Source organism: Pseudomonas sp. KK4 (genome assembly GCF_001984065.1).
GTDB lineage: Bacteria > Pseudomonadota > Gammaproteobacteria > Pseudomonadales > Pseudomonadaceae > Aquipseudomonas.
The window spans coordinates 1-25195 of sequence record NZ_LYVP01000079.1; the positions used below are offsets into that span (position 1 = coordinate 1).

Below are 25195 nucleotides of genomic sequence, written 5' to 3' on the forward strand. Positions count from 1 at the left end.
GAGTCAACCTGAAAGATCACGTCAGGCTTGAGACCGCCATCGCGAGCACTTTGGAGGCGTTCGGTCAAAAGTGACTCGCCGCAAGGGCGAAACCATCAGCGGCCGTTACCGCAGCAACGGATATGTACCAAACCCCGAAGCCTGGTCAGCCCAGAGGCCGCCAAGACCAAAAGCCCCCCACTGAAACCATGTGAAACAGGAATTTTGCGTCTACCTTGTAGGATTCTGCGACAGCTTGGCGTTTGGTGATCCGGGAGCTGGTACGTATGATGCTTCACAAACTTCCGCAGATTAGAAGCCTATGTCCCTGATAGTTCTACTGCTTCTGCCTTTCCTGGGCAGCTGTCTGGCAGCGGTGCTGCCTCACAACGCGCGTAATACCGAATCCCTCCTGGCGGGCCTGGTTGCCCTGATCGGCACCGTGCAAGTCGCCCTCCTGTACCCGCAAATCGCCCACGGCGGTGTGATCCGCGAAGAGTTCCTGTGGCTGCCGAGCCTGGGCCTGAACTTCGTCCTGCGCATGGACGGTTTCGCCTGGCTGTTCTCGATGCTGGTGCTGGGCATCGGCACCCTGGTGTCGCTGTACGCCCGCTATTACATGTCGCCGGATGACCCGGTGCCGCGCTTCTTCGCTTTTTTCCTGGCGTTCATGGGCGCCATGCTCGGGCTGGTGATCTCCGGCAACCTCATTCAAATCGTATTCTTCTGGGAGCTGACCAGCCTCTTCTCGTTCCTGCTGATCGGCTACTGGCACCACCGCGCCGATGCACGACGGGGCGCCTACATGGCGCTGATGGTCACCGGGGCCGGTGGCCTGTGCCTGCTGGCAGGGGTCATGTTGCTCGGCCATGTGGTCGGCAGCTATGACCTGGACAAGGTCCTGGCCGCCGGCGATCTGATTCGTGCCCATGCCCTCTACCCCATCCTCCTGCCGCTTATCCTGATCGGCGCCCTCAGTAAAAGCGCGCAATTCCCCTTCCACTTCTGGTTGCCCCACGCCATGGCCGCGCCGACACCGGTGTCGGCCTATCTGCACTCGGCGACCATGGTCAAGGCCGGGGTGTTCCTGCTGGCGCGGCTCTGGCCGTCGCTGTCGGGCAGTGAAGAATGGTTCTACATCGTCAGCGGCGCCGGGGCCTGCACCCTGTTGCTCGGCGCCTATTGCGCGATGTTCCAGAACGACCTCAAGGGCCTGCTGGCCTACTCGACCATCAGCCACCTGGGCCTGATCACCCTGCTGCTCGGCCTGAACAGTCCGCTGGCCGCCGTGGCCGCGGTGTTCCACATCCTCAACCATGCCACCTTCAAGGCCTCGCTGTTCATGGCTGCCGGGATCATCGACCACGAAAGCGGCACCCGGGACATCCGCAAACTCAGCGGCCTGGTCAAACTGATTCCGTTCACCGCCACCCTGGCCATGGTTGCCAGCGCGTCCATGGCCGGCGTGCCGCTGCTCAACGGTTTCCTCTCTAAGGAAATGTTCTTCGCCGAAACCGTGTTCATCAACGCCACGGCCTGGATCGAAACCACATTGCCGATCGTGGCCACCATCGCCGGCACTTTCAGCGTCGCTTATTCCCTGCGCTTTACCGTCGACGTGTTCTTCGGCCCGACCGCCACCGACCTGCCCCACACGCCCCACGAGCCGCCACGCTGGATGCGCGCCCCGGTCGAATTGCTGGTGTTCACCTGCCTGGTGGTGGGAATCTTCCCGGCGCAAGTGGTCGGCCCCCTGCTGGCTGCAGCAGCGCTGCCGGTAGTCGGCGGTACCCTGCCTGAATACAGCCTGGCGATCTGGCATGGGCTGAACGCGCCGATGATCATGAGCCTGATCGCCATGTCCGGCGGCATCGTCCTGTACCTGCTGCTGCGCAACCAGCTCAAGCGCGGTCGCTTCGCTCATACGCCGCTCATTGGCCGCTTCAACGGCAAGCGTCTGTTCGAGCGCGCCCTGGCGATCAAGATGCGCCTGGCCCGGCGCCTGGCGCGGCGGATCAGCACCCGTCGCCTGCAAACCCAATTGTTCCTCATGGTCCTCGCTGCGGTGCTCGCCGGCCTGATACCGATGCTCCACAGCAGCCTGAGTTGGGGCGACCGGCCGAAGATTCCCGGTTCGATCGTGTTCGTCATCCTTTGGTTGCTGGCGATTGCCTGCGCCCTGGGCGCCGCCTACCAGGCCAAGTACCACCGTCTCGCCGCCCTGACCATGGTCAGCGTCTGCGGTCTGATGACCTGCATCACCTTCGTCTGGTTCTCGGCGCCGGACCTGGCCCTGACGCAACTGGTGGTCGAAGTGGTGACCACGGTGCTGATCCTGCTGGGCCTGCGCTGGCTGCCGCGAAGGATCGAGGAGGTCTCGCCGCTGCCGAGCACCCTGCGCAAGGCGCGCATCCGCCGTATCCGCGACCTGCTGCTGTCGACCGTGGTTGGCGGCGGCATGGCGCTGCTGTCGTACGCGATGCTGACCCGGCAGACCCCCAACGACATCTCCTCGTTCTATCTGAGCCGCGCCCTGCCCGAGGGCGGTGGCAGCAACGTGGTCAACGTGATGCTGGTGGACTTCCGTGGCTTCGACACCCTCGGCGAAATCACCGTGCTGGTTGCAGTGGCGCTGACCGTGTTCGCCCTGCTGCGACGCTTCCGCCCGCCGAAAGAAAGCCTGCAGTTGCCGGCCCAGCAGCGCTTGCTGGCACCGGACGTGGTCACCGACCTGGTCAACCCGCGTCACGCCAGCGACACCGCCCTGGGTTTCATGATGGTGCCGGCGGTGCTGGTGCGCCTGCTGCTGCCGATTGCGTTCGTGGTTTCGGTCTACCTGTTCATGCGCGGGCACAACCAGCCGGGCGGCGGTTTTGTCGCGGGGCTGGTGATGTCGGTGGCGTTCATCCTGCAGTACATGGTCGCCGGCACGCAGTGGGTCGAAGCGCAGATGAGCCTGCGTCCGTTGCGCTGGATGGGCACGGGCCTGCTGTTCGCCACGTTCACCGGCCTGGGCGCCATGGCCGTCGGCTATCCATTCCTGACCACCCACACCTGGCATCTGGACGTGCCGCTGCTGGGGGACATTCACCTCGCCAGCGCGCTGTTTTTCGACATCGGCGTGTACGCGGTGGTGGTCGGCTCGACGCTGCTGATCCTCACGGCGCTGGCCCACCAATCGGTCCGGGGCCACAAGACCGCTGCTCAACCCAAACCCGTGGTCATCAAGGAGGCCGTCTGATGGAAGAAGTCATTGCAATCGCCATCGGTGTGCTGGCCGCGTCCGGCGTCTGGCTGATCCTGCGACCAAGGACGTTCCAGGTGGTCATGGGCCTGTGCCTGTTGTCCTACGGCGTCAACCTGTTCATCTTCAGCATGGGCAGCCTGTTCATCGGCAAGGAGCCGATCATCAAGGACGGCGTGCCCCAGGACCTGTTGCACTACACCGACCCGCTGCCGCAAGCGCTGGTCCTGACCGCCATCGTCATCAGTTTCGCCATGACCGCGCTGTTCCTGGTGGTCTTGCTGGCCTCCCGGGGCCTGACCGGCACCGACCATGTGGACGGCCGGGAGCCCAAGGAATGAATGCAATGACGCACCTGATCGCCGCGCCGATTCTGCTGCCGCTGCTGACTGCGGCGATCATGTTGATGCTTGGCGAAAAGCACCGTCCGTTGAAGGCCAAAATCAACCTGGTCTCCAGCCTGCTGGGGCTGGGTATCTCAGTGACGCTGCTGCACTGGACGCAGACCACCGGCGTGCCCGGTTCAATCGGCGTGTACCTGCCGGGTAACTGGCAAGTGCCGTTCGGCCTGGTGCTGGTGGTCGATCGCCTGTCGGCGCTGATGCTGGTGCTGACCGGGATCATTGGCGTCAGCGCCCTGCTGTTCGCCATGGCCCGTTGGGACAGCGCCGGCTCGAGTTTCCACGCCCTGTTCCAGATCCAGTTGATGGGGTTATACGGCGCCTTCCTGACCGCCGACCTGTTCAACCTGTTCGTGTTCTTCGAGGTACTGCTGGCGGCGTCCTATGGCCTGATGCTGCATGGCTCGGGCCGGGCGCGAGTGTCGTCGGGGCTGCACTACATCTCGATCAACCTCTTGGCCTCGACCCTGTTCCTGATCGGCGCGGCGCTGATCTACGGCGTCACCGGCACCCTGAACATGGCCGACCTGGCGTTGAAGATCCCCCTGGTACCGCAAGCCGATCGCGGACTGCTGCACGCCGGTGCGGGGATTCTCGCGGTGGCGTTCCTGGCCAAGGCCGGGATGTGGCCGCTGAACTTCTGGCTGGTGCCGGCGTATTCCTCGGCGAGCGCGCCGGTGGCGGCGATGTTCGCGATCATGACCAAGGTCGGCGTCTACACCTTCCTGCGCCTGTGGACCCTGCTGTTTTCCGGCCAGGCCGGGGCATCGGCGTACTTTGGTGCGCACTGGCTGATCTACGGCGGCATGGCGACCATCGTCTGCGCCGCCGTGGCGATCCTCGCCGCGCAACGCCTGGAACGCATGGCCAGCCTGAGCATTCTGGTGTCGGCGGGGATTCTGCTGTCGGCCATTGGCTTCGCCCAGCCCAACCTGATCGGTGCGGCGCTGTTTTATCTGGTCAGTTCGACCCTGGCCCTGAGCGCGCTGTTCCTGTTGGCCGAGTTGATCGAGCGCTCGCGTTCGGCCAACGAAATCCCGCTGGAGGATGAACAGGAGATGCTGCCTCGTCCCCTGGAATCGTTGCATCCGGCCAAGGGCGTCAACCTCGATGACAATCTCAAAGCCGTGGTCGGTCAGGTGATTCCCTGGACCATGGCGTTCCTCGGCCTGAGCTTCATTGCCTGCACCCTGCTGATCGTTGGCATGCCGCCGCTGTCGGGGTTCATCGGCAAACTCGGCCTGCTCAGCGCCCTGCTCAATCCGCTGGGCCTGGGCAATGACGCGCCGATCTCGAATGCAGCGTGGGGCTTGTTGGCCTTGTTGATTCTCTCCGGGCTGGCCTCGCTGGTGGCCTTTTCCCGCCTGGGCATCCAGCGCTTCTGGACCCCGGCCGAGCGGCCGTCGCCGGTACTGCGGCGCCTGGAATGCGTACCGATCTTCCTGTTGCTGGGCTTGAGCATTGCCCTGACCTTCAAGGCTGAACCGTTGCTGCGCTACACCCAGGCCGCCGCCACTGCCTTTAACAATCCCGAGCAATACGTGATGGCCGTGCTCGGCACCCGTGTTGTACCGAGCCCCGAAGCCAGGGCCGCAATGCTGGAGGTGAAGCCATGAAGCGTCTGTTTCCCGCACCGTGGCTGTCGCTGGCCCTGTGGTTGTTGTGGCTGGTGCTGAACCTGTCCATAAGCCCCGGCAATCTGCTGCTGGGCGCCGCGCTGGGCTTCTGCGCGCCGCTGATGATGCGCAAGTTGCGCCCGCTGCCGATCCGCGTTCGCCGCCCGGGGGTGATCCTGCGGCTGTTCCTGGTGGTCGGTCGCGATGTCGTGGTGTCCAACCTGATGGTGGCTTGGAGCGTGTTGAACGCCGGCCGTCGCCCGCCCCGCTCGCGCTTCATCAAGGTGCCCCTGGACCTGCGCGACGCCAACGGCCTGGCGACCCTGTCGATGATCTGCACCGTGGTGCCCGGCACTGTCTGGTCGGAACTGGCGCTGGACCGCAGCATTCTGTTGCTGCACGTCTTCGATCTGGAGGACGAAGCGCCGTTCATCGAGCACTTCAAGGCGACCTACGAGCGCCCGTTGATGGAGATATTTGAATGAGCGCGCTGCTGTCGAATGCGATCGTGCTGAGCCTGTTCCTGTTTTCCGTGGCGATGATTCTGACCCTGATCCGCCTGTTCAAGGGGCCGTCGGCCCAGGACCGGGTTCTGGCGCTGGACTACCTGTACATCGTCGCGATGCTGATGATGCTGACCCTGGGCATTCGCTACGCCAGTGATACCTACTTCGAGGCAGCGTTGCTGATCGCGCTGTTCGGCTTCGTCGGCTCCTTTGCCCTGGCGAAATTCCTCCTGCGTGGCGAGGTGATCGAATGAGCGCTGAACTGTCTTTGTGGGTGGAAATCCCGGTGGCGATCCTGCTGGTGCTCAGCAGCCTGTTCGCGCTGATCGGTGCCATCGGCCTGGTGCGCATGAAGGACTATTTCCAGCGCATGCACCCGCCGGCCCTGGCCTCGACCCTGGGCGCCTGGTGCGTAGCGCTGGCATCGATCATCTACTTCTCGGCACTCAAGTCGGCGCCGGTGTTGCATGCCTGGCTGATTCCGATTCTGTTGGCGATCACAGTGCCGGTGACGACCCTGCTGCTGGCCCGGGCGGCGCTGTTTCGCAAGCGCATGGCGGGGGATGATGTGCCGGCGGAGGTGAGTAGCCGGCGTACTGAGAGCGGTGGTTAATGTCGAAATTTTTACTGATCAGCCACAACCCTGTAGGAGCGAGCATGCTCGCGATGGTCGTCAACGATAACGCTAGGTACCTGATGCCCCGCGGTGTTCTCGGGTCCATCGCGAGCATGCTCGCTCCTACAGGTTTGATTTCAAACCCACGCCACCGCCAACAACCCGCCCCCCAGCACTACGCATAACGGCGAATACACCCAAGTATCCCACCGCGCGAACCGGGAGCCTTTGACTTCCTTGAAAAACCCCACCAATTCCGAATCGCCAATCGCCCGGGCGAACAGCAGGAGTGCAATCGCACTGATCAGCCATTGCAGCGACCAGTGCCCGATCTGCGGCAGCCACCAGCCGACCCGCAGACACACCAGCAACGCGATCATCAGCAGCGCGGCGGCCACCAGCAGGGTGATCCAGCCGCGGGGCTTGAAGGCGGGTTTCAAGCGCACACTGCCCTCCACCGGCACCTGCGGTACGGCAGCCACCGTCGCCCACTGGCCACCCAGCGCCCAATAAAGGTGTACCAGACTGATCGCCGCAAATATCGTCACCAGCCATTGAGCCAACGCAAAGGTCATGGTTGAAGATCCTTGAAAGGGATGAGGTCAAATCATCCTAGTCGGCATTTTTTGAAGTGCACGACCGGTCGGCGGTGCAGCAAGTATCACTGGCTGCAAGCCGTATTCGTCACCTGGCTGTCGGCGGAGTTTGCCCCCGTATGACGGCCTTAGACGTTTCGCACGCAGCAGCCTCACCGCATCACTTCAACTCGGCCGCCACCTTGTCCGCCACATCCTTGGGCACCCACGCCTGCCAGACATCCGGGTGCGCCTTCATGAAGGCCTCCGCTGCCTGACGCGGGGCAGTGTGTTTCTCGCTCATGTCAGCCAACGCCTTGTTCAGCGGATCGATGGGGAAATCGACCTTGGCGAAGAACTCGGCAATCTGCGGGTACTGCTTCTGGAACGGCGTGGACACGCCAATGGACAGCTTCGAGGGAAGCGAACGAGTGGGCTGCGGGTTCGGGTTATCCGCGTCGGTCAGGGTCTTCCAGGCTTCGGCGTCGAAAGGCGGCTCTTGCAGCTGAATCAGTTTGAAGCGACCGAGCAACGGCGTCGGCGACCAGTAGTAAAACAGTACCGGTTTGCCGCGACGGATCGATGAGCTGATCTCGGCATCCAGCGCCGCCCCGGACCCGCTGCGAAAGTTCACAAAGCTGTCGTCCAGGCCGTACGCCTTGAGCTTCTGCTTGTTGACCACTTCGGACGTCCAGCCGATGGGGCTGTTGAGGAAGCGACCCTTGGTCGGTGCTTCCGGGTCCTTGAACACGTCCTTGTATTTGGGCAGGTCGCTGACACTGCGCAGGTCCGGCGCCATTGGTTTGATACCCTTGGCCGGGTCGCCCTTGATCACGTATTCCGGCACCCACCAGCCTTCGGTGGCGCCCTTGACCGTATCACCCAGGCTGACCACCTTGCCCTCGGCCTCGGCCTTGACCCACACGGGGCTGCGACCGGCCCACTCTTCGCCAATCACCTGGATGTCGTTGTTGGCCAGGGCGGTTTCCAGGGTGATGGTAGTGCCCGGCAATGTATCGGTCGGCAGGCCGTAGCCCTTCTCGACAATGATCCGCAGGATATCAGTGATCAGGCTGCCGCTTTCCCAGTTCAGGTCGGCGAAATGGATCGGCGCCTGGGCGGCGGCCAGTACCGGAACGGGGGACACCGACACCGCTAACGTGGCCAGTACAGCGGCCAGCAACCGTCGAATACCTTTCATGCTTTTGCACCTCGTGCTGTTCACAGCAATAGCAGGATGGCCTGGCAGAAGACCGCAAGCCTCTGAAACTTCAGTCAACTGACTGTAGTAGAGGTTCCTGCTTTCGAGGGGTTCGAATCAATTTTCGGAAATGTCCTGCAGAGGCATCAGCTCGCGCCTCACTCGCTGGCCTTGAACGTCACCAGCTCGCCCTTGCGCCACTTGGCAGCCTTGGCGGTCACGGCCTTGAGGGTCTTGGTCAGGCCTTCCTGCAACTGCTGGTGGGCGGCGAACACCGTCACGGCGCTGTGGCCTTCCTTGAACACGATGGCTTCACCGTCCGCGGTGGACACAAAGGCGTAGTCGCCCAGGCCATAGACCGTCAGTTTGATTTCGCGAAATTTGATTTCCAGCTTGCCGCCTTCGCGGCTGGGCAGCACCGAAGCGCTGAAATGATCACCGACCTTGAGTTTAAGCCCCGGCTTGTCGTCCACCACGAGCGCCGACTCGGTATCGAGCTCGGCCACATAGATGCCTTCGGCACTCTGCTCAGTGATGTAAACAAAACGCGACTGAAACAGTTTGACCAGCTTTGCGCGCAAATCACCCAGCACGAACAAAGCATGCATATCGAGATTACTTACTGCCAAGGAACCATCCCCACATCTGAAAATGATGCCGCACGCGAAAAAAGCGCACAGCCGAAAAAAGCGGCAATGCCGAAGATCAACAGATAAACCCGGGTCGACATCCTGAATGAGCAGAACGCTCACTCATCCCGAGGCCTGAGCAGACTACTGGACGCCGCTCGCCTCGTCTTGCCTGACGTTCGTCAAAGGTCGAAGGAAAACACCCTTACTGCGGCCAGAAAAATACGGACTATCAACTTCAGGGAAAAAACTCTCAAAAAAAAGCACTTTTCTGACATATCGCTGGCCAGAAATTGCTTTAGATAAACATCACTCACCCCACCAGTGAGGTTGATTCTAGAGCAGCCATGCTCACCGAGACTACCCATACCGACGTACATACGTCGGTAAAACAACGAAAAGGACTTCATATGTGCACACTGACACACTTTGCTCATCCCTCGGCAACTACAGCGATTACCCATCCGCCAAGGTTGCCCCACCCTGAGTTCATGCTCTCTCACCCCGGTTTCCCGCGGTTTCAGGTGATTCTGGCCGGGAATGCCTTCTTCCATATCAAGGAAATTTCCACCGGCCATGTAAGAGGTTTCCGCGCCGACCATAACGCAGCCTGTGCCCTCGCCCGCTCCCTCGAGGCACACACTTGACAGGCGTTTCGTCATGCCGGTGACTTATCTGAGCCGCCGGCCCACAACTGCTGCCATACTGCCGATCCAAGCAAGCACGCCCGGCCAGCGCAGGGCGTCGTTGAATACAACAATATATTTTCAAGGGAAGGCGGCTACGTGACGGAATTTGATATCGGCGAATATTTTATTTGGGGCGAAGCCAGAGAGGTCGACGGCGAGTTCCAGGCAGTGATTGTCATGCGCGCCAAGCCCCCCCTGAAAACCGTGACCTATCACCAGGTCGAGAAAGACCGCTGGTTCAAGTCTTCGGACGTCGCCGCGCTCGCCGCCCAGGAGTCCGCGAAAGAACTCAAGGCCGCAGTCGATGGCGGTGCATTGAAAGCCTGAAATCGAGGTTTGCAGTCTATGCTCACGTCTGCATTTGAGCATCGCTTTCGAACTCCTGAAGCACGGCCCCCTCAGAGTTAATGGAGCCGTAATTCAGGGCTCGAACCGATTGACCCTGCCAGGAGATGAAAATGGAATCACCGACCCACGACTTGAAAGGTTTGTTCGACCAGCTTGGCCTGGACTCTTCCCAGAAGGCTATCGACGATTTCATTGCCAGCCATTCACCGCTGCCTGATGACAAGAAGCTCATTGACGCGGAGTTCTGGACGCCGCAACAGGCAGGTTTCCTCAAGGAACAATTGCGTGAAGACGCTGACTGGGCGCGGGTGGTCGACGACCTGAACCTGCGCATGCATCAGGTGCACTGATTTTCAATTCAATGCAGGCTGTCGGGTGTTTCCACGCGCATCTGTGCGATCCAGGCAGCCTTGCATTCCTCCGCTTCCACGCGACTGGAAAATGCCGTACCGCGGCGTTCTCCGTTGAGCAGCACCACCCAGCACACACTTTGACCCAGCGCTCGCAAACTGGCGGGTACGCCACTGCCAATCATGACGGCGACATCGATTTTGCTTTGCATGTTGCTCTTTGAACTCCGTTAGCAACCTAACTATGTAGCTATGGTAATGAGTCCGAAAGGGCCGAAACAATATCGGCTTTGTACATCTTCCTTTCCAAAGTGGTAACAATCGGATTTTGTGAACATCACCCCCTCCTGCAGGAGCGAGCTCGCTCGCGATGATCGTCAACGATAACGGCGACCACCTGCCCGCCCCCGCTACCGCGGCTTCTGCGGCTTGTACCCCAACCGCAACCCACCCCAATGCCGCCCCTTGAGCATGATCGGCACCGACAGGTCGTGCATCAGCTCTCCGGTGTCGCGGGTGTAGGTCTGCAGCAATACCGGTTGTTGGTGGCTGCCACAACGAATCCCGGTGCGGTCGGCGAATTTGCGTTTGGTGCGGTTCTGCAGGGTGTCGAGTTGCACGTCGCCGGTCAGCGGTTGGCTGAAGACATTGTTGTGGGTCGGCACATAACCCTGCTGGGTGCAGGCGATGGCGAACACCAGGCCTTCGTGGCGCGGCAGCAGGGGCTCCTGGATCCCCGGCAGGACTTGGTCGGTGTAGCGATCAAAGCGGGTCTGGTATTTGGCCGGGTGGGTGTTGGCAATCGGCTGATAATTTCGGTCGAACAGATCGTCGAGGCTGACGCGACCGGCGTCGATGTCCGCTTCGAAGCGCGCCGCAATCTGCGCCGCGCCCTCCCGGGCCAGGTCGTAGATGCGCTGGTGATAATCGTCCAGGCCGACTTCGGCCAGGCGTTCGCTGATGGTTTCGGCCTGGCCTTCCATTTGCACCGCCGCCTCGGCCAGACGCCGGGTCTGTTGATCGCTGACGGACAGGTCGCTGCGCATCTGTTCAATGGCACTGAACAAGCCATCGAGTTGTTCGCGATTGGTCTCGGCCCCCCGGGCAATCTCGCCGACCTGGCCTTCGACGCTGGCCGCCAGGCGGGCAATGTTTTCCAGATGCTGCCCGGTGTGCTCGACTTGCTGGACACCGGTGTCCAGGTCGGTGGACAACTGGCGGATCTGCTCCACCACTTGCGCGGTGCGCTGCTGAATGTCAGCCACCATTTCGCCGACTTCGCCGGTGGCGGTCGCCGTGCGTGCAGCCAGGCCACGAACCTCATCGGCCACCACCGCAAAACCACGACCGTGCTCGCCGGCCCGCGCCGCTTCGATCGCCGCATTGAGTGCCAGCAGATTGGTCTGGCTGGCGATGGACTGGATCACCAGGGTCACGCGCTGAATGTCGTCACTGCGCAGGCTCAGGGCTTCGATCAACTGGCGGCTGCTGTTGGCCCGCTCACTGAGCTGATGCATTCGGGCAATTGATTCGATCAATTGCTCACGCCCGGCCGCGCCACTGCGGTGCGCCTCGCTCGCGGCACTCAGGGCCTGGCGACTGAGGGCCGAGGTGGCCTGTTCGGTGGTGATCATGACTTCGGCGTTACTGACGATTTGCGCCGCGGCGCCGAGCTGCGATTGCAGCTTGTCGGCCAGTTGCCGGACAGAAAAAGCAACGCCGGCGGCTGACAGCGCGTTGTGACTGGTGGTGTAGGAAAGATCACGGGTGAGCGCAGCGATTGCGTCCTGGGAATCCACCGCCTCCGCTTCGGGAGCGGCCCGCGAACGCAGGCGCGGCAGCCAGACAATCAGCACCGCCACCGGCAGGCCGACATACAAAGTCCAGCCTCCAAGGCTCATGCCACACAGCAACAGCATCAGGGCAATGCTTTGCAGCGTGGGTGTCAGCCAGCGGTTGTTCGGCAACAGCACCGGCACAGGCATAGCCACAGACCTGTCTTTCGTCATCTTCGTCACCCCGGACATTTCTAATTGTTGTCTTCGCATTAAACGCCACTAGAAAGCCATTATCCATGGGGCTTTAGTCGTGGGCGTTGCAGCAGATCAATACCAGTGTCCGGTGTTTTCTAAAGACGACAAAAAGCATCGCGGGCAAGCCTTGCTCCTACCGATGCAGGTGGAGCAAGGCTTGCCCGCGATGCGCGGTGCTGCGAAATCAGGCCTGGCGCTGGTGCTTGTCGATCTGCTCGTGACGCTCTTGAGCTTCGATGCAGTACTTGGTGGTCGGGCTGATCAGCAGGCGTTTGAGGCCAATAGGCTCGCCGCTGTCGTCGCACCAGCCAAAGCTGTCTTCTTTGATCCGCTCCAGGGCTTGTTCCAACTGGGGCAACATGCGCTGGTCGCGATCGATGGCGTTTACCAGCCAGGTGCGCTCTTCTTCGACGGAAGCCGCGTCTGCCGGATCGGCCGGGGTGTCCAGGCTCTCGATGGCGATGCGGTTCTGTTCGATGCGCTCATGGGTTTCGACTTTCATGTTCTGCAACAGCTCGGAGAAAAAAGCATGTTGCTCGGCATTCATGTAGTCATCCGCCGGCATGGCCAGCAACTTGTCCTTTGTCATTGATATCTCTATAAAAAAACGTGCATTAAGGCGAATTAGGGAGCGTTTCGACGGACCTCTTCAGGTCATCGCAAGGCGCCGTTTGTTCCAAGCGCCACCCGGCACTCAATTTACGAGGGGCGGCAGTCTAAGGCCGAGTTGAGGCCTCAGCAACTGAAAAGACAGCGAATTTGTCCGACAAGGCCTCGAAAATGCGCTAGTGCAGGCATCCAGGCGGTCATCGGAGTGCGTTTATAGCAAGAAATTCAATCGAGCGGAGCTATATAGAGGACAAACGGCTGCGTTTGCAGGGCGCGCAGGCTCGGCTAAGGTTGTTGCTCGCCAAACGGCAATCTCAAGGAGCGTTTAAATGAAGCTGATCGGCATGCTGGATTCGCCTTTTGTACGACGGGTCGCCATCTCTGCCAGATGCCTGGGCATCGAACTCGGGCACGAATCGGTGTCGGTCTTCAGGACGTTCGCGCAGTTCCAGCAGATCAACCCGGTGGTCAAGGCCCCAACCCTGGTGCTGGATGACGGCGAAGTGCTGATGGACTCCACTCTGATCATCGACTACCTCGAAGCCCTGGCCGGCCCCGGACGCAGCCTGATGCCCGGCAATATCGAACAGCGCCTGCGCTCGTTGCGCCTGATCGGCCTGGCATTGGCCGCCAATGAAAAGTCGGTGCAGCTTTATTATGAGCGCAACCTGCGGCCGGCAGACATTCAGTTCGAACCCTGGGTCGAGCGGGTCGAGGGCAATTGGCAGCGGCCTATGGCGCGCTGGAGCGTGAACTGGAAAAACAGCCGCTGCAGACCGATGGCTCGATTGACCAGGCGGGCATCACCCTGGCCGTGGCGTGGAGTTTTACCAATTTGGTGATACCGGACCAGGTGTCCGTGGCGCAGTATCCGCGGATCGCGGCGTTTACTGAATATGCCGAGGGGCTTGCGGTGTTTAAAAGCACACCGATTGACGGATAGTTCTGCACCGCTCGATCGGCCCTCTTCGCGAGCAAGCCCGCTCCCACATTTGGAATGCGTTCCTCTTGTGGGAGCGGGCTTGCTCGCGAAGAGGCCGTAACAGGCGACCAAAAACCACCGCCCAATAAATAAAAAGCCGCTTCTACCAAAAGGCAGAAGCGGCAGAGGAATAACCCTCAGTGTCGAATCAGTGCATGAACAACGCAATCAGAATGATGATGGGGATCGGCACGCCGAGAAAAAACAACAGTAATGAGCGCATGGTGATTCTCCTTGGTTAGCGAACAGGTGTGGTAGTGACATAGGTGTCGGTTTCCAGATACACCACGGCGTCCCGGCGGCGACCACCGTAAGTGGCGGCGAAGCTGGCAAAGAACGCACCCAGCAGCAGGGCAACGAACATCCACAGGGTGGTCCAGGCAGCGACTTTGGCGGCAGTATCAGCGGCTTGCTGTGCGGCCACCTTGGCGTCGTTCACCGCTTTCTGCGTGCGGGCATAGACTTCATCCACGCGACGCTCGGCGTCGGCCTGGGTCAGGTTGGTGCGCTGAGCGACCAGTTGTGCCAGGTAGGTCCGGTCTTCGGCGGACAGCTTGCCGTCACTCAACGAGCGTACGAAGATGCGCGTCACGGTACCGCGCGCAGCGTCTTCACTGACGGCCACTGGGCGGTCGTCTCGGAACAGGCTGTCGATGTAGTAGCCGTATTGATCGCTGTTGGTGTTGGCAGCCGCTTGACCGGCCATTTGGGTCATGGCATTGGCAGCGCCACCGGCAACCTGCGCACCGGCCTGCACCCCACCACTGATCAGACCGCTGACCGAACCGGCCAACAGGGTGGCAGTCACCAGGGTCGCCACGCACCAGGCGAGGAAACCATGGGCCGTGTCACGGAAGTAGACTTCGTCGCCGTGCATGGCGGTCCATTTCACCCGCAGCCGACCGGCAATGTACCCACCCAGTCCTGACGCGACGATCTGGGTGAACGCCAGCCAGACAATCGTGGTGATCCCCAAGCTCTTGGCGCTGATACCTTCATTGGCCCAAGGCGAAACCGCCGAAAACCCAAGGCCGAATCCAAGCAGCACCAGTATCAGCGACAAGGCTGCCGCGGCCGCGGCCCCGGCAAAGATCGCGCCCCATGACACGCCCGACAGCGTGCTCGACTCATCGACGGCGGCGGGATAGAAACCATCAGAGGATCTATTCATTGTTGTGTCGCTCCAGGCAGAAAGATGGTGTTACAACTCTTCGCCTGAACAATTGCAGTCACCGTGCCAGTCGCTACCCCTTATTAAATGCTTGAATATCAATAACTTATAAAAATTGAACTTCCTGCTTTCAGGCAATATGCAATGAATCGCTATGTTCGGCGGGTTTTCTGCATTGCGGTAACGCTATTTGCGTTTGTAACTCTTGTTGCCACCAGGCGTCAGGCAATACACCCCGCCCCGTGGTCCGGTACAAAACGAGCCGGTGCCACAAGCGCAACCATCGGTATCCTGTATGAAGGATTGCGGCCGAGCCCGGCTGCTGTTGCCGAACATTGCAGAACAGCTTTTTTTCGAGCCGCTGATGGAGCCGTCGTTGCACAGAAACAAATCGCCGTCGCAGCGATCGATTCCCCCCTTTTTCCCTGAACAAGGTGTATTGGCCGCCCACGTTGATGGACTGACGCTAAAGAGCAACAGCAGAAAAATCGGCATCCAGCCACGGCAGGTCAAAATGCGCACAGTGCAGCTTCCTGTTGAGGTTATGGCTCAATGATATCAATCTTCACTGCAGCAGCTAAAACAGATGAAAGTTAATTTATTAAACGGCGATCAATTCTTGGCAAAATAGCCTTCATTCCGTAATGAACTGATCATCAGGCCAACCCCATGACCCGTATCTTGACCATCGAAGACGACGCCGTGACCGCCCGGGAAATCGTCGCCGAACTGAGCAGCCACGGCCTGGACGTCGACTGGGTCGATAACGGGCGGGAAGGACTGGAACGTGCGGTCAGTGGCAACTATGACCTGATCACCCTCGACCGCATGCTGCCCGAACTCGATGGCCTGGCGATCGTCACCACGCTGCGGACCATGGGTGTGTCCACGCCGATCCTGATGATCAGCGCCCTGTCCGATGTCGACGAGCGCGTGCGCGGCCTGCGCGCCGGCGGCGATGACTACCTGACCAAACCCTTTGCCACCGATGAGATGGCGGCCCGGGTCGAGGTCCTGCTGCGCCGGCAGAACACCGGGACTGCCCAAGCCACTACACTGCGGGTGGCGGATCTGGAACTGAACCTGATCAGTCATGAAGCCAGCCGCAACGGCGAACTGCTGACGCTGCTGCCCACCGAATACAAACTCTTGGAATTCCTGATGCGCAACACCGGGCAGATCCTTTCGCGAATGATGATTTTCGAGGAAGTGTGGGGCTATCACTTCGACCCCGGCACCAACCTGATCGACGTGCACATCGGCCGCCTGCGCAAGAAAATCGACCCACCTGGCAATGCCCCATTGATTCGAACCGTGCGAGGCTCGGGTTATGTCATTGCCGAACCCGTCTAAAGGCTGGCGTTCTTCCAGCAGCCGTCTGCTGGCGCTCTACAGTGCGCTGTTCGTGGCCTGGAGCGGCATCCTCATGGGGGTCATGTATTACGAGGTGTCCGCCTACCTGGACAACCTGGCCAAGCACTCGCTGATGCAACGTCAGCATCTGTTCTCGCGTTTTTCCGGCGAACAACTGGTGGACGCCCTCGCCGTCAGCATGACCTTCGACATTCGCGGCATCGACGCCTACGGCCTGTTCGATGCCCATTACCGTTACCTCAACGGTGCCCTGGACCACATCCCCAGAGGCCTGCCGCTCGATGGCAAGATCCACATGCTCAGCGACTGCGCCGACTCCGACGATCCGACCTTGCCGCTGGACAGCTGCGATGCGGTAGCCACCCAGACCCGCGACGGGCGCTGGCTGGTGCTGGTGCGGGACAACGGTTCGCTGTTCGCCGTGACGCGGATCATCCTTCACGCGTTGTTCTGGGGCGTGACCCTGACCATCCTGCCGGGCATCGTCGGCTGGCACCTGCTGCGTCGCCGTCCGCTGCGGCGCATCCGTGCGATCCAGGCCAGCGCCGAGGCCATTGTCGCCGGCGATCTGACCCGACGCTTGCCGCTGTCCAATCGCCGCGATGAACTGGACATGCTCGCGGCCATCGTCAACGCCATGCTCGAGCGCATCGAACGGCTGATGCACGAGGTCAAGGGCGTGTGCGACAACATCGCCCATGACTTGCGCACGCCGCTGACCCGCTTGCGCGCGCAGCTGTATCGCATGCAGCAACAGGCGGGCGAAGGTTCGGCGCAGGCGGCGCAACTGGACCTGGTGCTGGCCGAGGCCGACACCCTGATGGCGCGGTTTCGCGGGCTGCTCAGAATTTCAGAACTGGAGGACCGCCAGCGCCGTTCCGGCTTCGTGCAACTGGACCCGGTGCCGTTGCTCCAGGAACTGCACGAGTTTTACCTGCCCCTGGCCGAAGACGATGGCCTGACGTTCGAACTGCAAGTGCCGGCGACCCTCCCCTCGCTCAATGGCGACCGGGCACTGCTGTTCGAAGCGGTGGCGAACCTGCTGAGCAATTCGATCAAATTCACCCCGCCGGGCGGCCGGGTGATTTTGCGCGGGCTCAATGAAAACGGGCACACCCGCCTCGAAGTTCTCGACTCCGGCCCCGGCATTCCCGAGGCGGAACGGGTGGCGGTGTTCCAGCGGTTCTACCGTGCCGAGGCGGGCAACCTGAAAAGCGGCTTCGGCCTCGGGCTGTCGATCGTCGCGGCGATTGTCAGCCTGCACGGGTTCAAGCTGGAAGTGGGAACGAGCGAATTGGGCGGTGCCAAGCTGGTGCTCGATTGCGAACAGAGCCTGATCCCCCAGACCTGAAACCCATCGCAATACCTATGTAGATCCCCTGTGGGAGCGGGCTTGCTCGCGAAAGCGTCCTGTCAGGCGACATCATGGTCGACTGCACGTCCACATTCGCGAGCAAGCCCGCTCCCACAGCAATACAGGGTGTCTGTCAGGTCGGGTAATTGGCGCGCAACGCCTCCAGCCCACCCTGATAAATCCCGGTGAACAGCGCCACCACTTCCTCCTCGCTCACTCCCACCGGCTCGAACCGGCCGGACCAGGTCACCCGCGCGCCCTGCCCCTGGGCCTCAACCTTGATCGTGGCCAGATACGACGTGGCCGGAAACGGTGCCTGCAAAATCGAGTAGCTGTAGGTCTTCGCCGCGTCATCGAACGCTTGCAGCCGTTCGATCACCACCGCGCCATCCGCCGTCTGCAGGCTGCGCACCCGGCCGCCTTCACTCAGTTCGCTCTTGGGAATGAACGGCAGCCAGTCCGGCAACGAATTGAAGCCACCGATCAATTGCCAGACCTGATCGGCCGAAGCCGGGATGTCGATGAATGCTGAGGTTGTTGCCATGAATGCATACTCTCCAGATCAATAAATTCAGATTGCCAGGCTGTCGACCACGCCGCCGTCGACCCGCAGCGCGGCACCGGTGGTGGCCGAAGACAGCGGTGAGGCGATGTAGGCCACCAGGTTCGCCACTTCCTCGACATCCGCCACCCGTTGGATGATCGAGGTCGGCCGGGCCTTGCGCACGAAGGCGTCGGCTTCCTCGCGAAGGCTGCGCCCCGATTGCGCGGTGGCGTCCTTGAGCATCTGTTCCAGGCCGTCGGTCAGGGTCGGGCCGGGAAGGATTGAGTTGACCGTGACCCCGGTGCCCGCCAGGCGCTTGGCCAGGCCGTGGGACACGGCGAGGTTGGCGCTTTTGGTCACGCCGTAGTTGAGCATGTCGGCCGGGATCGCGATGCCGGATTCCGAGGACAGGAAAATAACCCGGCCCCAGCCCTGCTTGACCATGTCCGGCACGTAATGCCGCGACAGGCGCACGCCGGAAATCACGTTGACCTCATAGAAGCGCGTCCACTCGCTGTCCGGCGTGTCGAAAAAATCCACGTCGTTGAAGATACCCAGGTTGTTCACCAGGATGTCGGCACGGGGCTCGGCGGCGAACAATTTTTCGGCGCCTTCGGCGGTCCCCAGGTCTGCCGTCAGCCCACGCAGCTGAGCGCCGGGCACCTGCTGACGAATGCTCGCCAGCGCCTGCTCCACCTTGGCCGTCTCGCGACCAATCACCACCACCGTGGCGCCGGACTCGGCCAGTGCCTTGCTGATGCCCAGGCCAATACCGGCCGTGCTGCCACTGACAATCGCCAGTTTTCCAGTCAAATCAATCTTCATACTGCACCGCCTTTAATGTAAGGGCTGCCGATGGCTGCGATCTGTCGATCGGACAACGGCGCACGTTCAGAAACCGTCAGGCTCAAAAGTCATTGGCTGACCGTTGAGCAGATCCTAGAGTGTGACGACCTGACCGTCCAAGACATGATTGGCAGCACTTGAGTCCCCGAAGGTCTTACAAGATGAACTACTGCCACCCGCGTGCTTGCCTGGCCGGCTCAAATCGAATGCCTGCCAAAGCGTAGTCTGGATATCGCAAGGGCCTGCGAGGCGCCGACCGATGACGACCGATGAGATTTACTCGAGCGGATCTGCGGTTTTGTGCTTTGACCCTGTTAACGTTGGCCCGGTAAAACGAGCCACTCGTTCGTCATGCCCTGGGGAAACTTCCGATGCCCGACAGCAAAACCGGGTTGCCTGTCAGCCTTGCGCTGACACTGGCCATTTGTTGCGGCTTTTCAGTCGCCACCATCTATTACAACCAGACCATGCTGCCGTTGATTGGCGCCACGTTCAGCATCTCCGGCGCCCACGTCGGCCAGATCGCCATGCTGACCCAGATCGGCTACGCGTTGGGTCTGTTGCTGTTTGTGCCGCTGGGTGACCGGATCATCCGACGCACGTTGATCCTCGGCATGTTGAGCCTGAATTTCCTCAGCCTGCTCGCCTCCGCCACCGCATCGAGCTATTCGCTGCTGCTGTTGGCCAGCGTGGTGCTGGGCCTGTCGGCAATCAGTGCGCAAATCATCATTCCCGCCGCCACCGCCCTCGCCCACCCGGCCCAGCGCGGCAGCGTACTGGGAATGATGGTCAGCGGCCTGTCAGCCGGCGGTTTGCTGGCGCGGGCGTTGAGCGGTGCAGTCAGTACCTGGGTTGGTTGGCGCGGCATGTTTTTCGCCGCAGCCGCCATGGACCTGCTGCTGTTCGCGGCGATCCTGACGCGTATGCCAGCGACCGCGCCATCGAGCGCGCTGCCCTATTTCGAACTGATGAAATCGCTGTGGAAACTGGTGCGCGATCACCCGACCCTGCGCCGCTCCTCATTGACCGGTGCCCTGACCTTCGGCGCATTGAACGTGTTCTGGGGGGCGATGGCCTCATTGCTGGCACTGGAGCCCTACCAGTACTCCAGCGGCCAGGCGGGCCTGTTCGGGCTCTCGGCGATCGTCGGCATCGTCGCCGCCTCCTCGCTCGGCCGCCTCACCCAGCAGTACGGCATCAAGCTCAGCTACCTGGGCACCGGCGCGGTATTGCTGGCTTTCGTGGCCTTGTACCTGGGCGGCGCCTTGGGTTTGTGGTGGCTGATCCTCATCTGCGCCACGGCGCTGGACATCGGCAACCGCGCCAATCAGCTGGCCAACCAGGCGCGCATCCTGTCCCTGGCGCCGGAAGCGGTGAGCCGCCTCAACACGGTGTTCATGGTCACCTACTTCACGGGTGGGGCGTTGGGCTCGGCGCTGGGCTCCAGTGCCGCCGGGTATTACGGCTGGCAGGGATTGGCGCTGGTGGGGATGGCCTTTGCAGTGTGCGGGCTTGTCGCAATTACGTGGTCCAAGCGCGCGGATGCGTAGGCGCAAGGTCGGTGTTTTTTCATGTCCATTCGATCAACGCAACGACCGCCCCCGCGTCTGCGGCATCCGCAGATAGCGCCCCGGCCTTCCATCTCTGCACAACGTTTGGTGCTTTACTGAAAAGATTCCAAGACCCGAGGCTCGCCCCATGAACCGCAACGACCTGCGCCGCGTGGACATGAACCTGTTGGTGATTTTCGAAACGCTGATGTTCGAGAAGAACCTGACCCGCGCCGGGGAGAAGTTGTTCCTCGGGCAGCCGGCGGTCAGTGCGGCGCTGGCGCGGTTGCGGGATTTGTTCGATGACCCGTTGCTGGTGCGCAACGGTCGGGTGCTGGAGCCGACCCAGCGGGCGCTGGTGATTCTCAAGGAGTTGCAGCCGGCGATGGATACCATTTCCGGTGCGGTCAGCCGGGCCAAGGATTTCGACCCGTCCATCAGCCGTGACGTGTTCCGCATCGGCTTGTCCGATGACGCCGAGTTCGGCCTGTTCCCGCCCCTGCTCAAGCAGATCCGCGAAGAGGCGCAGAACGTTGTGGTGGTGGTGCGGCGGGTGAATTTCCTGTTGATGCCCTCGATGCTCGCCAGCGGCGAGATTTCCGTGGGTATCAGTTACACCACCGAATTGCCGGCCAATGCCAAGCGCAAGAAACTGCGGGACCTGAGCGTCAAGGTGTTGCGAGGCGATGATCGTCCGGGCCCGCTGACCCTGGACGAATTCTGCGAGCGCCCCCATGCGCTGGTGTCGTTTTCCGGGGATTTGAGTGGCGCCATCGACAACGACCTGGCGCGCATCGGTCGCTCCCGTCGCGTGGTACTGGCAGTGCCGCAGTTCGCGGGTCTGCGGGCTTTGCTGGCGGGCACCGACATGCTGGCCTCGGTGCCGGATTACGCGGCCTGCGCGCTGATCGAAGGCAGCAGTCAATTGCGCGCCGACGACCCGCCGTTCGACATCAACCTGTCGGAACTGTCCATGGTCTGGAACGGCGTCAACGATAACGATCCGGCAGAACGTTGGTTGCGCTCGCGAATTGCCCAGCACATGTCGGCTCCACTGCCGGGGCATTGAGCGAGTTGAAGTTCGGGTCGGTTTCGCGCAGGTAGATCGGCAGGTCGGTCATGGGCGGCATGGCCGGGATCTCGAAGTACATCTGGATCACCCAGCCCCGGTGATAGCTGGCGTGGTTGACCACGTGCATCAGCATCGCGCCGGCGCTCATGGTGCCGCTTTCCCCGGACACGAAGGTGAAGCGCACCGGTTTGTCCAGCGAGGCATCGGTCTGCCTGGCCGTCCAGTCGACGTACCAGTGATCAACATCCTGTTGCGCCCGGCGCAGCTCTGGCAGCGCGGCATGAACCAGATCATGGGAGGTCTTGAAGCCGTGTCCCCGGCCTTCGAGGTGCGCCTGCCAGATGCAGTCCACCACGTAAATGTGGTTCAGCGTGCCGATCATGTTGCCGAAGATCCCGGCGCGCTGTTTGTCGATTTCCCCCGGCGGCAATTGCGCCAGGTTATCGAACAGACGCTGATTGGCCCATGTCCGGTAGTCGGCGAGCATGCGGGCGGTGCGTACGTTGATCATCAGACGTCTCCGATGGCGATGAGCGCATTTCCCAAGGATAGCGCTAACCGCGCCAGGCGGCGCGGGGCCCGGATTATCGGTCATTCCCCGGCAGCTGCTAAAAGAGGTGTGCGGTGACAGGTGGGCGACAACGTCGCCCGACCACGCCGGCATCCACCACCACGCCATCGATATCGACGCTTACGTCAAACCAGCCCTCGCTCCCGGTAATCGATCAGGCTGGAGAATATCGCCAGCAGCATGGCCATGACCACGAAGAAGATCAGCACCAGGAAATACGAGCCGGTGAACTGCACGATCAGGCCGATCAGGATCGGCACGATCACCCCGGCCATGTTGCCGCAGAAGTTCATGGTACCGGCCAGCACACCGGTCTTCGAGGTGCCGCCCAGGATCGACGGAATGCACCAGTACATGCCGCACCAGCGTATGAAAAAAATCGCCACGCAGAGCAGGCCGATCGCCTGGGTCGCATCCGCGGTGTAGGCCGTGCCCAACATGCACAGCGCCGCCACCAGTGCCGAGCCGCTGAACATGCTGCGCATCACCAGGTTCGGCGAGGCGCCGCTGGACTTCCATTTGTCCCCCAGGTAGCCGCCGACCAGTTCGCCGACGAAGCCGCACATGAAGATCAGGAAGGTCGCGCCGCCCATGCCCGAGATGTTCAGGCCATGGGTCTGGTGCAGGTAGCTCGGCATCCAGGTCAGCAGGCCATAGAACACGCTGAGGATGCAGCAGTAACCGGCGAACATCGCCAGGACGGAACGGTCCTTGAGCAGTTCCCTGAACGGGATGCTGGTGACTGCGCCGGGCTTGCTCACCGTGGCATTGCCTGCGGTGATGTGCGCCAGTTCGGCAGCGTTGACCCCGGGATGCTCACTGGGATGATTGCGGATGTACCTCCAGGCCAGCACACCGGCGAGCATGGTGCCGACGCCGGCGATCACGAACGCGATGCGCCAGGAGTCGAACCAGCCGATCAGCCCGGCGATGATGATCGCGCCGAAAGCACTGCCCAATGGGGCGCCACCGTCGACCAGCACCGCACCGCGCCCACGTTCGTTGGGCGTCAGCCAGGCACCGTTGAGCTTGGCCCCGGCCGGCATGATCGGCGATTCGGCAACGCCCAGGCCCATGCGGGTGATCAGCAGGGTGATCCAGTTATGCGCCCCGGCCGCCAAGGCCTGGAACGCGCCCCAGGCGACGGTGGCCACCACGATCACTCGGCGGGTCTGGAAGCGATCGAGCAGCATGCCGCCGGGGATCTGCATCAACGCGTAGGACCAGAAAAACGCGCTGAGCATCAACCCTTCAAGGGCCGGCGGGATCTGGAATTCACTGGAAATGAGCGGCAAGGCCACCGACAGCGAGGCTCGGTCGATGTAGTTGATGGCGGTCAGTATCAACATGATGAGGAAGATGCGCCAACGGACGGTCGTGGCACGTTCGGTTGCGGCTACGGCTGGCAACGCCAGGCTTTCGGCACTCGGATTATTCATGGGGGGGCGCTCTTATTGTTGTGGAGACAAGCGCCCCCACTCTAATCACGGCCCGGGGTACTGAATAATGATGGGATCTGCTTGGGGGATCACTGACAGTCATCCCCCGATGGATGAGCGACAAACCTGTGGCGAGGGAGCTTGCTCCCGCTTGAGTGCGCGGCACTCACACAATAGCTGTGGCTGCCATGTTTTTTGGGGGCCGCTGCGCAGCCCGGCGCGAGCAAGCTCGCTCGCCACAAAAGCCTCGTCACAATGGCCTCTTCACAACAGCCTCTTCACAACAGCCTCGTCACAAAAGACAGCAGGCCCTCAGAAGGTTCCGGGGTAACTGCCCCCATCGAGCAGCAGGTTCTGTCCGGTCAGAAATCCCGACTGAGCCCCGCAGATAAACGCGCAGTACGCCCCGAATTCATCCGGCTGGCCAAAGCGCTGGGCCGGCACATTCTTGCGCCGCTGCTCGGCGACACGTTCAACGCTGTTGCCGCTGGCTTGGGCGGCGGCATCCAGGGTCTTGTGCAAACGCTCGGTCTCGAACGGCCCTGGCAGCAGGTTGTTGATCGTGACATTGTTCCCCGCCAATCGCGCCTGGCGCGCCAGCCCGGCGATGAAACCGGTGAGGCCGCTGCGGGCGCCGTTGGACAGGCCGAGCACATCGATCGGTGCCTTCACCGCACCCGAGGTGATGTTGACGATGCGCCCGAAACCGCGCTCGGCCATGCCATCGACGCAGGCCTTGATCAGTTCGATCGGGGTGAGCATGTTGGCGTCCAGCGCTTTGAGCCAGTCCTCGCGCTGCCAGTCGCGGAAGTCACCGGGCGGCGGCCCGCCGGCATTGTTCACCAGGATGTCCACCTGCGGGCAGGCCGCCAGCACCCGGGCGCGCACCGCCGCGTCGCTGATGTCCCCGGCCACGGTGCGCACCTCGACGCCCAGTTGCCGCAGTTCCCCGTCGGCGAGCTGCAACGCCTCATCACCCCGGGCATTGATCACCAGGTTCACGCCCTCCTTCGCCAAGGCCCGCGCACAGGCCAGGCCCAAGCCCTTGCTGGCCGCGCAGACAATCGCCCAGCGCCCCGAAATACCCAAATCCATGACGATGCTCCTGACCGTTGAAAACGCCCACGTTACCACCGCTGCGGCCCACACCCGGGGATGACAAAGGGTGATCACCGGGTCAGACCTTTTCATTATCGGCCTCGAACGGCGCTCATTACTGTTTCCCCACGAACAAGAACCACAAGCGGAGACACCCATGAACCCGTTCCAGTTTTACTTCCCCACCACGTTGAAAAGCGGCAACGGCCTGGTGCGTCAGGCCGGTGCATTGCTCAAGCCCCATGTGCGCAAAAAACTGCTGGTGGTCACCGACGAAGGCCTGATGGCCACGGGTGTGATGCAGCCCTTTTTTGCGTCGCTGACCGACAGCGACATTGCCTATGAAGTGTTTGCCGGGGTCGAGCCCAACCCCACCACCGATGTGCTGGAACGCGCCG

The 25195-nt window shown here is 61.6% G+C and carries 27 protein-coding genes and 1 pseudogene; 15 read left to right on the top strand and 13 right to left on the bottom strand.

The annotated features are described in order from the left end of the window. The first annotated feature begins 301 nt into the window (after positions 1-301). The 6 genes from B0W55_RS21445 to B0W55_RS21470 are packed head-to-tail and all read left to right on the top strand — an operon-like array spanning position 302 to position 6359. Entirely contained in the window at positions 302-3220 is a 2919-nt protein-coding gene (locus tag B0W55_RS21445) for a monovalent cation/H+ antiporter subunit A (protein WP_077047916.1), read from the top strand. Further along, the gene (locus B0W55_RS21450) at positions 3220-3564 is read left to right on the top strand and encodes a Na+/H+ antiporter subunit C (protein WP_007986256.1); all 345 of its coding nucleotides are present in this window, start codon (positions 3220-3222) and stop codon (positions 3562-3564) included. The genes B0W55_RS21445 and B0W55_RS21450 overlap by 1 nt, the downstream gene beginning before the upstream one ends. Further along, positions 3561-5240: a monovalent cation/H+ antiporter subunit D gene (locus tag B0W55_RS21455; RefSeq protein ID WP_077047917.1), complete on the top strand. Its 1680-nt coding sequence runs from the start codon at positions 3561-3563 to the stop codon at positions 5238-5240. The genes B0W55_RS21450 and B0W55_RS21455 overlap by 4 nt, the downstream gene beginning before the upstream one ends. After that, positions 5237-5725 (top strand): Na+/H+ antiporter subunit E, encoded by a 489-nt coding sequence (locus B0W55_RS21460; protein ID WP_077047918.1) that lies wholly within the window; start codon positions 5237-5239, stop codon positions 5723-5725. The genes B0W55_RS21455 and B0W55_RS21460 overlap by 4 nt, the downstream gene beginning before the upstream one ends. Beyond that, positions 5722-6000: a K+/H+ antiporter subunit F gene (locus B0W55_RS21465; protein ID WP_077047919.1), complete on the top strand. Its 279-nt coding sequence runs from the start codon at positions 5722-5724 to the stop codon at positions 5998-6000. The genes B0W55_RS21460 and B0W55_RS21465 overlap by 4 nt, the downstream gene beginning before the upstream one ends. Continuing rightward, on the top strand, positions 5997-6359 hold the full coding sequence (locus B0W55_RS21470; protein ID WP_077047920.1) for a Na+/H+ antiporter subunit G: 363 nt from the start codon (positions 5997-5999) through the stop codon (positions 6357-6359). Before B0W55_RS21465 ends, B0W55_RS21470 begins: the two co-directional genes overlap by 4 nt. Positions 6360-6499: 140 nt before the next feature. On the opposite strand, the gene B0W55_RS21480 is transcribed toward B0W55_RS21470, so the two are convergent. The 3 genes from B0W55_RS21480 to B0W55_RS21490 form a co-directional block, all read right to left on the bottom strand. Further along, positions 6500-6937, bottom strand: a complete 438-nt coding sequence (locus B0W55_RS21480; protein WP_077047922.1) for a DUF3995 domain-containing protein — start codon at positions 6935-6937, stop codon at positions 6500-6502. Positions 6938-7118: 181 nt separating this feature from the next. Further along, complete coding sequence (locus B0W55_RS21485) at positions 7119-8138, bottom strand: ABC transporter substrate-binding protein (protein WP_077047923.1); 1020 nt, start codon at positions 8136-8138, stop codon at positions 7119-7121. 158 nt (positions 8139-8296) lie between these two features. Further along, positions 8297-8746: a hypothetical protein gene (locus B0W55_RS21490; protein ID WP_175645537.1), complete on the bottom strand. Its 450-nt coding sequence runs from the start codon at positions 8744-8746 to the stop codon at positions 8297-8299. 431 nt (positions 8747-9177) lie between these two features. On the opposite strand from B0W55_RS21490, the gene B0W55_RS31245 reads away from it, so the two are divergent. From B0W55_RS31245 to B0W55_RS21510, 3 genes are all read left to right on the top strand, one after another. Then, positions 9178-9414, top strand: a complete 237-nt coding sequence (locus tag B0W55_RS31245) for a hypothetical protein (protein WP_077047926.1) — start codon at positions 9178-9180, stop codon at positions 9412-9414. Positions 9415-9552: 138 nt separating this feature from the next. Beyond that, a complete protein-coding gene (locus B0W55_RS21505) occupies positions 9553-9783 on the top strand; it encodes a hypothetical protein (protein WP_077047927.1) in 231 nt (76 codons plus the stop codon). 131 nt (positions 9784-9914) lie between these two features. Further along, positions 9915-10154 (top strand): DUF2789 domain-containing protein, encoded by a 240-nt coding sequence (locus B0W55_RS21510; protein WP_077047928.1) that lies wholly within the window; start codon positions 9915-9917, stop codon positions 10152-10154. 8 nt (positions 10155-10162) lie between these two features. Here B0W55_RS21510 and B0W55_RS21515 read toward each other — a convergent pair whose 3' ends face one another. The 3 genes from B0W55_RS21515 to B0W55_RS21525 all read right to left on the bottom strand — a co-directional run bounded on the left by B0W55_RS21515 (position 10163) and on the right by B0W55_RS21525 (position 12776). Continuing rightward, positions 10163-10366 (bottom strand): hypothetical protein, encoded by a 204-nt coding sequence (locus tag B0W55_RS21515; protein WP_077047929.1) that lies wholly within the window; start codon positions 10364-10366, stop codon positions 10163-10165. Positions 10367-10564: 198 nt separating this feature from the next. Continuing rightward, positions 10565-12139, bottom strand: coding sequence for a methyl-accepting chemotaxis protein (locus B0W55_RS21520; protein WP_371807287.1), 1575 nt, complete (start codon positions 12137-12139; stop codon positions 10565-10567). 232 nt (positions 12140-12371) lie between these two features. Beyond that, positions 12372-12776 carry a TraR/DksA C4-type zinc finger protein gene (locus B0W55_RS21525; RefSeq protein WP_007935965.1) on the bottom strand — a complete coding sequence of 135 codons (405 nt, stop codon included), beginning with the start codon at positions 12774-12776 and terminating at the stop codon, positions 12372-12374. Positions 12777-13125: 349 nt separating this feature from the next. On the opposite strand from B0W55_RS21525, the pseudogene B0W55_RS21530 reads away from it, so the two are divergent. Beyond that, a pseudogene (locus B0W55_RS21530) lies at positions 13126-13739 on the top strand (glutathione S-transferase). A gap of 277 nt (positions 13740-14016) precedes the next feature. On the opposite strand, the gene B0W55_RS21535 reads toward B0W55_RS21530, so the two are convergent. Further along, on the bottom strand, positions 14017-14949 hold the full coding sequence (locus B0W55_RS21535; RefSeq protein WP_077047931.1) for a hypothetical protein: 933 nt from the start codon (positions 14947-14949) through the stop codon (positions 14017-14019). Between the two features lie 186 nt (positions 14950-15135). Next, positions 15136-15444, bottom strand: coding sequence for a hypothetical protein (locus B0W55_RS31250; protein WP_077047941.1), 309 nt, complete (start codon positions 15442-15444; stop codon positions 15136-15138). Between the two features lie 174 nt (positions 15445-15618). Here B0W55_RS31250 and B0W55_RS21545 point away from each other — a divergent pair, with 174 nt between their 5' ends. Together B0W55_RS21545 and B0W55_RS21550 are read left to right on the top strand one after the other, a co-directional pair. Further along, positions 15619-16302, top strand: a complete 684-nt coding sequence (locus B0W55_RS21545) for a response regulator transcription factor (RefSeq protein WP_077047932.1) — start codon at positions 15619-15621, stop codon at positions 16300-16302. Beyond that, complete coding sequence (locus B0W55_RS21550) at positions 16280-17674, top strand: HAMP domain-containing sensor histidine kinase (RefSeq protein ID WP_077047933.1); 1395 nt, start codon at positions 16280-16282, stop codon at positions 17672-17674. Before B0W55_RS21545 ends, B0W55_RS21550 begins: the two co-directional genes overlap by 23 nt. A gap of 136 nt (positions 17675-17810) precedes the next feature. Here the strand turns inward: B0W55_RS21550 and B0W55_RS21555 are convergent, their stop codons facing one another. Further along, positions 17811-18221 carry an SRPBCC family protein gene (locus tag B0W55_RS21555; RefSeq protein ID WP_077047934.1) on the bottom strand — a complete coding sequence of 137 codons (411 nt, stop codon included), beginning with the start codon at positions 18219-18221 and terminating at the stop codon, positions 17811-17813. 27 nt (positions 18222-18248) lie between these two features. Further along, positions 18249-19046 (bottom strand): SDR family NAD(P)-dependent oxidoreductase, encoded by a 798-nt coding sequence (locus B0W55_RS21560; protein ID WP_077047935.1) that lies wholly within the window; start codon positions 19044-19046, stop codon positions 18249-18251. A gap of 392 nt (positions 19047-19438) precedes the next feature. On the opposite strand from B0W55_RS21560, the gene B0W55_RS21565 reads away from it, so the two are divergent. After that, complete coding sequence (locus B0W55_RS21565) at positions 19439-20617, top strand: MFS transporter (RefSeq protein WP_077047936.1); 1179 nt, start codon at positions 19439-19441, stop codon at positions 20615-20617. Between the two features lie 148 nt (positions 20618-20765). Further along, on the top strand, positions 20766-21686 hold the full coding sequence (locus B0W55_RS21570) for a LysR substrate-binding domain-containing protein (protein ID WP_077047937.1): 921 nt from the start codon (positions 20766-20768) through the stop codon (positions 21684-21686). Here B0W55_RS21570 and B0W55_RS21575 read toward each other — a convergent pair. From B0W55_RS21575 to B0W55_RS21585, 3 genes are all read right to left on the bottom strand, one after another. After that, positions 21607-22200, bottom strand: a complete 594-nt coding sequence (locus tag B0W55_RS21575; RefSeq protein ID WP_077047938.1) for a DinB family protein — start codon at positions 22198-22200, stop codon at positions 21607-21609. The genes B0W55_RS21570 and B0W55_RS21575 overlap by 80 nt on opposite strands. A gap of 185 nt (positions 22201-22385) precedes the next feature. Further along, positions 22386-23699, bottom strand: a complete 1314-nt coding sequence (locus B0W55_RS21580; RefSeq protein WP_077047939.1) for an MFS transporter — start codon at positions 23697-23699, stop codon at positions 22386-22388. A 312-nt stretch (positions 23700-24011) separates the two neighbouring features. Continuing rightward, positions 24012-24794, bottom strand: coding sequence for an SDR family oxidoreductase (locus B0W55_RS21585; RefSeq protein ID WP_077047940.1), 783 nt, complete (start codon positions 24792-24794; stop codon positions 24012-24014). 160 nt (positions 24795-24954) lie between these two features. Between B0W55_RS21585 and B0W55_RS21590 the strand changes: the two genes are divergently transcribed. After that, on the top strand, positions 24955-25195 hold a 241-nt coding region (locus B0W55_RS21590; RefSeq protein WP_139340955.1), incomplete at its 3' end, for an iron-containing alcohol dehydrogenase.

Coding starts and splice junctions, on each gene's coding strand:
- B0W55_RS21445 (WP_077047916.1), top strand. CDS start 302: ATGTCCCTGATAGTTCTACTGCTTCTGCCTTTCCTGGGCAGCTGTCTG.
- B0W55_RS21450 (WP_007986256.1), top strand. CDS start 3,220: ATGGAAGAAGTCATTGCAATCGCCATCGGTGTGCTGGCCGCGTCCGGC.
- B0W55_RS21455 (WP_077047917.1), top strand. CDS start 3,561: ATGAATGCAATGACGCACCTGATCGCCGCGCCGATTCTGCTGCCGCTG.
- B0W55_RS21460 (WP_077047918.1), top strand. CDS start 5,237: ATGAAGCGTCTGTTTCCCGCACCGTGGCTGTCGCTGGCCCTGTGGTTG.
- B0W55_RS21465 (WP_077047919.1), top strand. CDS start 5,722: ATGAGCGCGCTGCTGTCGAATGCGATCGTGCTGAGCCTGTTCCTGTTT.
- B0W55_RS21470 (WP_077047920.1), top strand. CDS start 5,997: ATGAGCGCTGAACTGTCTTTGTGGGTGGAAATCCCGGTGGCGATCCTG.
- B0W55_RS21480 (WP_077047922.1), bottom strand. CDS start 6,937: ATGACCTTTGCGTTGGCTCAATGGCTGGTGACGATATTTGCGGCGATC.
- B0W55_RS21485 (WP_077047923.1), bottom strand. CDS start 8,138: ATGAAAGGTATTCGACGGTTGCTGGCCGCTGTACTGGCCACGTTAGCG.
- B0W55_RS21490 (WP_175645537.1), bottom strand. CDS start 8,746: ATGCATGCTTTGTTCGTGCTGGGTGATTTGCGCGCAAAGCTGGTCAAA.
- B0W55_RS31245 (WP_077047926.1), top strand. CDS start 9,178: ATGTGCACACTGACACACTTTGCTCATCCCTCGGCAACTACAGCGATT.
- B0W55_RS21510 (WP_077047928.1), top strand. CDS start 9,915: ATGGAATCACCGACCCACGACTTGAAAGGTTTGTTCGACCAGCTTGGC.
- B0W55_RS21515 (WP_077047929.1), bottom strand. CDS start 10,366: ATGCAAAGCAAAATCGATGTCGCCGTCATGATTGGCAGTGGCGTACCC.
- B0W55_RS21520 (WP_371807287.1), bottom strand. CDS start 12,139: ATGCCTGTGCCGGTGCTGTTGCCGAACAACCGCTGGCTGACACCCACG.
- B0W55_RS21525 (WP_007935965.1), bottom strand. CDS start 12,776: ATGACAAAGGACAAGTTGCTGGCCATGCCGGCGGATGACTACATGAAT.
- B0W55_RS21535 (WP_077047931.1), bottom strand. CDS start 14,949: ATGAATAGATCCTCTGATGGTTTCTATCCCGCCGCCGTCGATGAGTCG.
- B0W55_RS31250 (WP_077047941.1), bottom strand. CDS start 15,444: ATGCCGATTTTTCTGCTGTTGCTCTTTAGCGTCAGTCCATCAACGTGG.
- B0W55_RS21545 (WP_077047932.1), top strand. CDS start 15,619: ATGACCCGTATCTTGACCATCGAAGACGACGCCGTGACCGCCCGGGAA.
- B0W55_RS21550 (WP_077047933.1), top strand. CDS start 16,280: ATGTCATTGCCGAACCCGTCTAAAGGCTGGCGTTCTTCCAGCAGCCGT.
- B0W55_RS21555 (WP_077047934.1), bottom strand. CDS start 18,221: ATGGCAACAACCTCAGCATTCATCGACATCCCGGCTTCGGCCGATCAG.
- B0W55_RS21560 (WP_077047935.1), bottom strand. CDS start 19,046: ATGAAGATTGATTTGACTGGAAAACTGGCGATTGTCAGTGGCAGCACG.
- B0W55_RS21565 (WP_077047936.1), top strand. CDS start 19,439: ATGCCCGACAGCAAAACCGGGTTGCCTGTCAGCCTTGCGCTGACACTG.
- B0W55_RS21570 (WP_077047937.1), top strand. CDS start 20,766: ATGAACCGCAACGACCTGCGCCGCGTGGACATGAACCTGTTGGTGATT.
- B0W55_RS21575 (WP_077047938.1), bottom strand. CDS start 22,200: ATGATCAACGTACGCACCGCCCGCATGCTCGCCGACTACCGGACATGG.
- B0W55_RS21580 (WP_077047939.1), bottom strand. CDS start 23,699: ATGAATAATCCGAGTGCCGAAAGCCTGGCGTTGCCAGCCGTAGCCGCA.
- B0W55_RS21585 (WP_077047940.1), bottom strand. CDS start 24,794: ATGGATTTGGGTATTTCGGGGCGCTGGGCGATTGTCTGCGCGGCCAGC.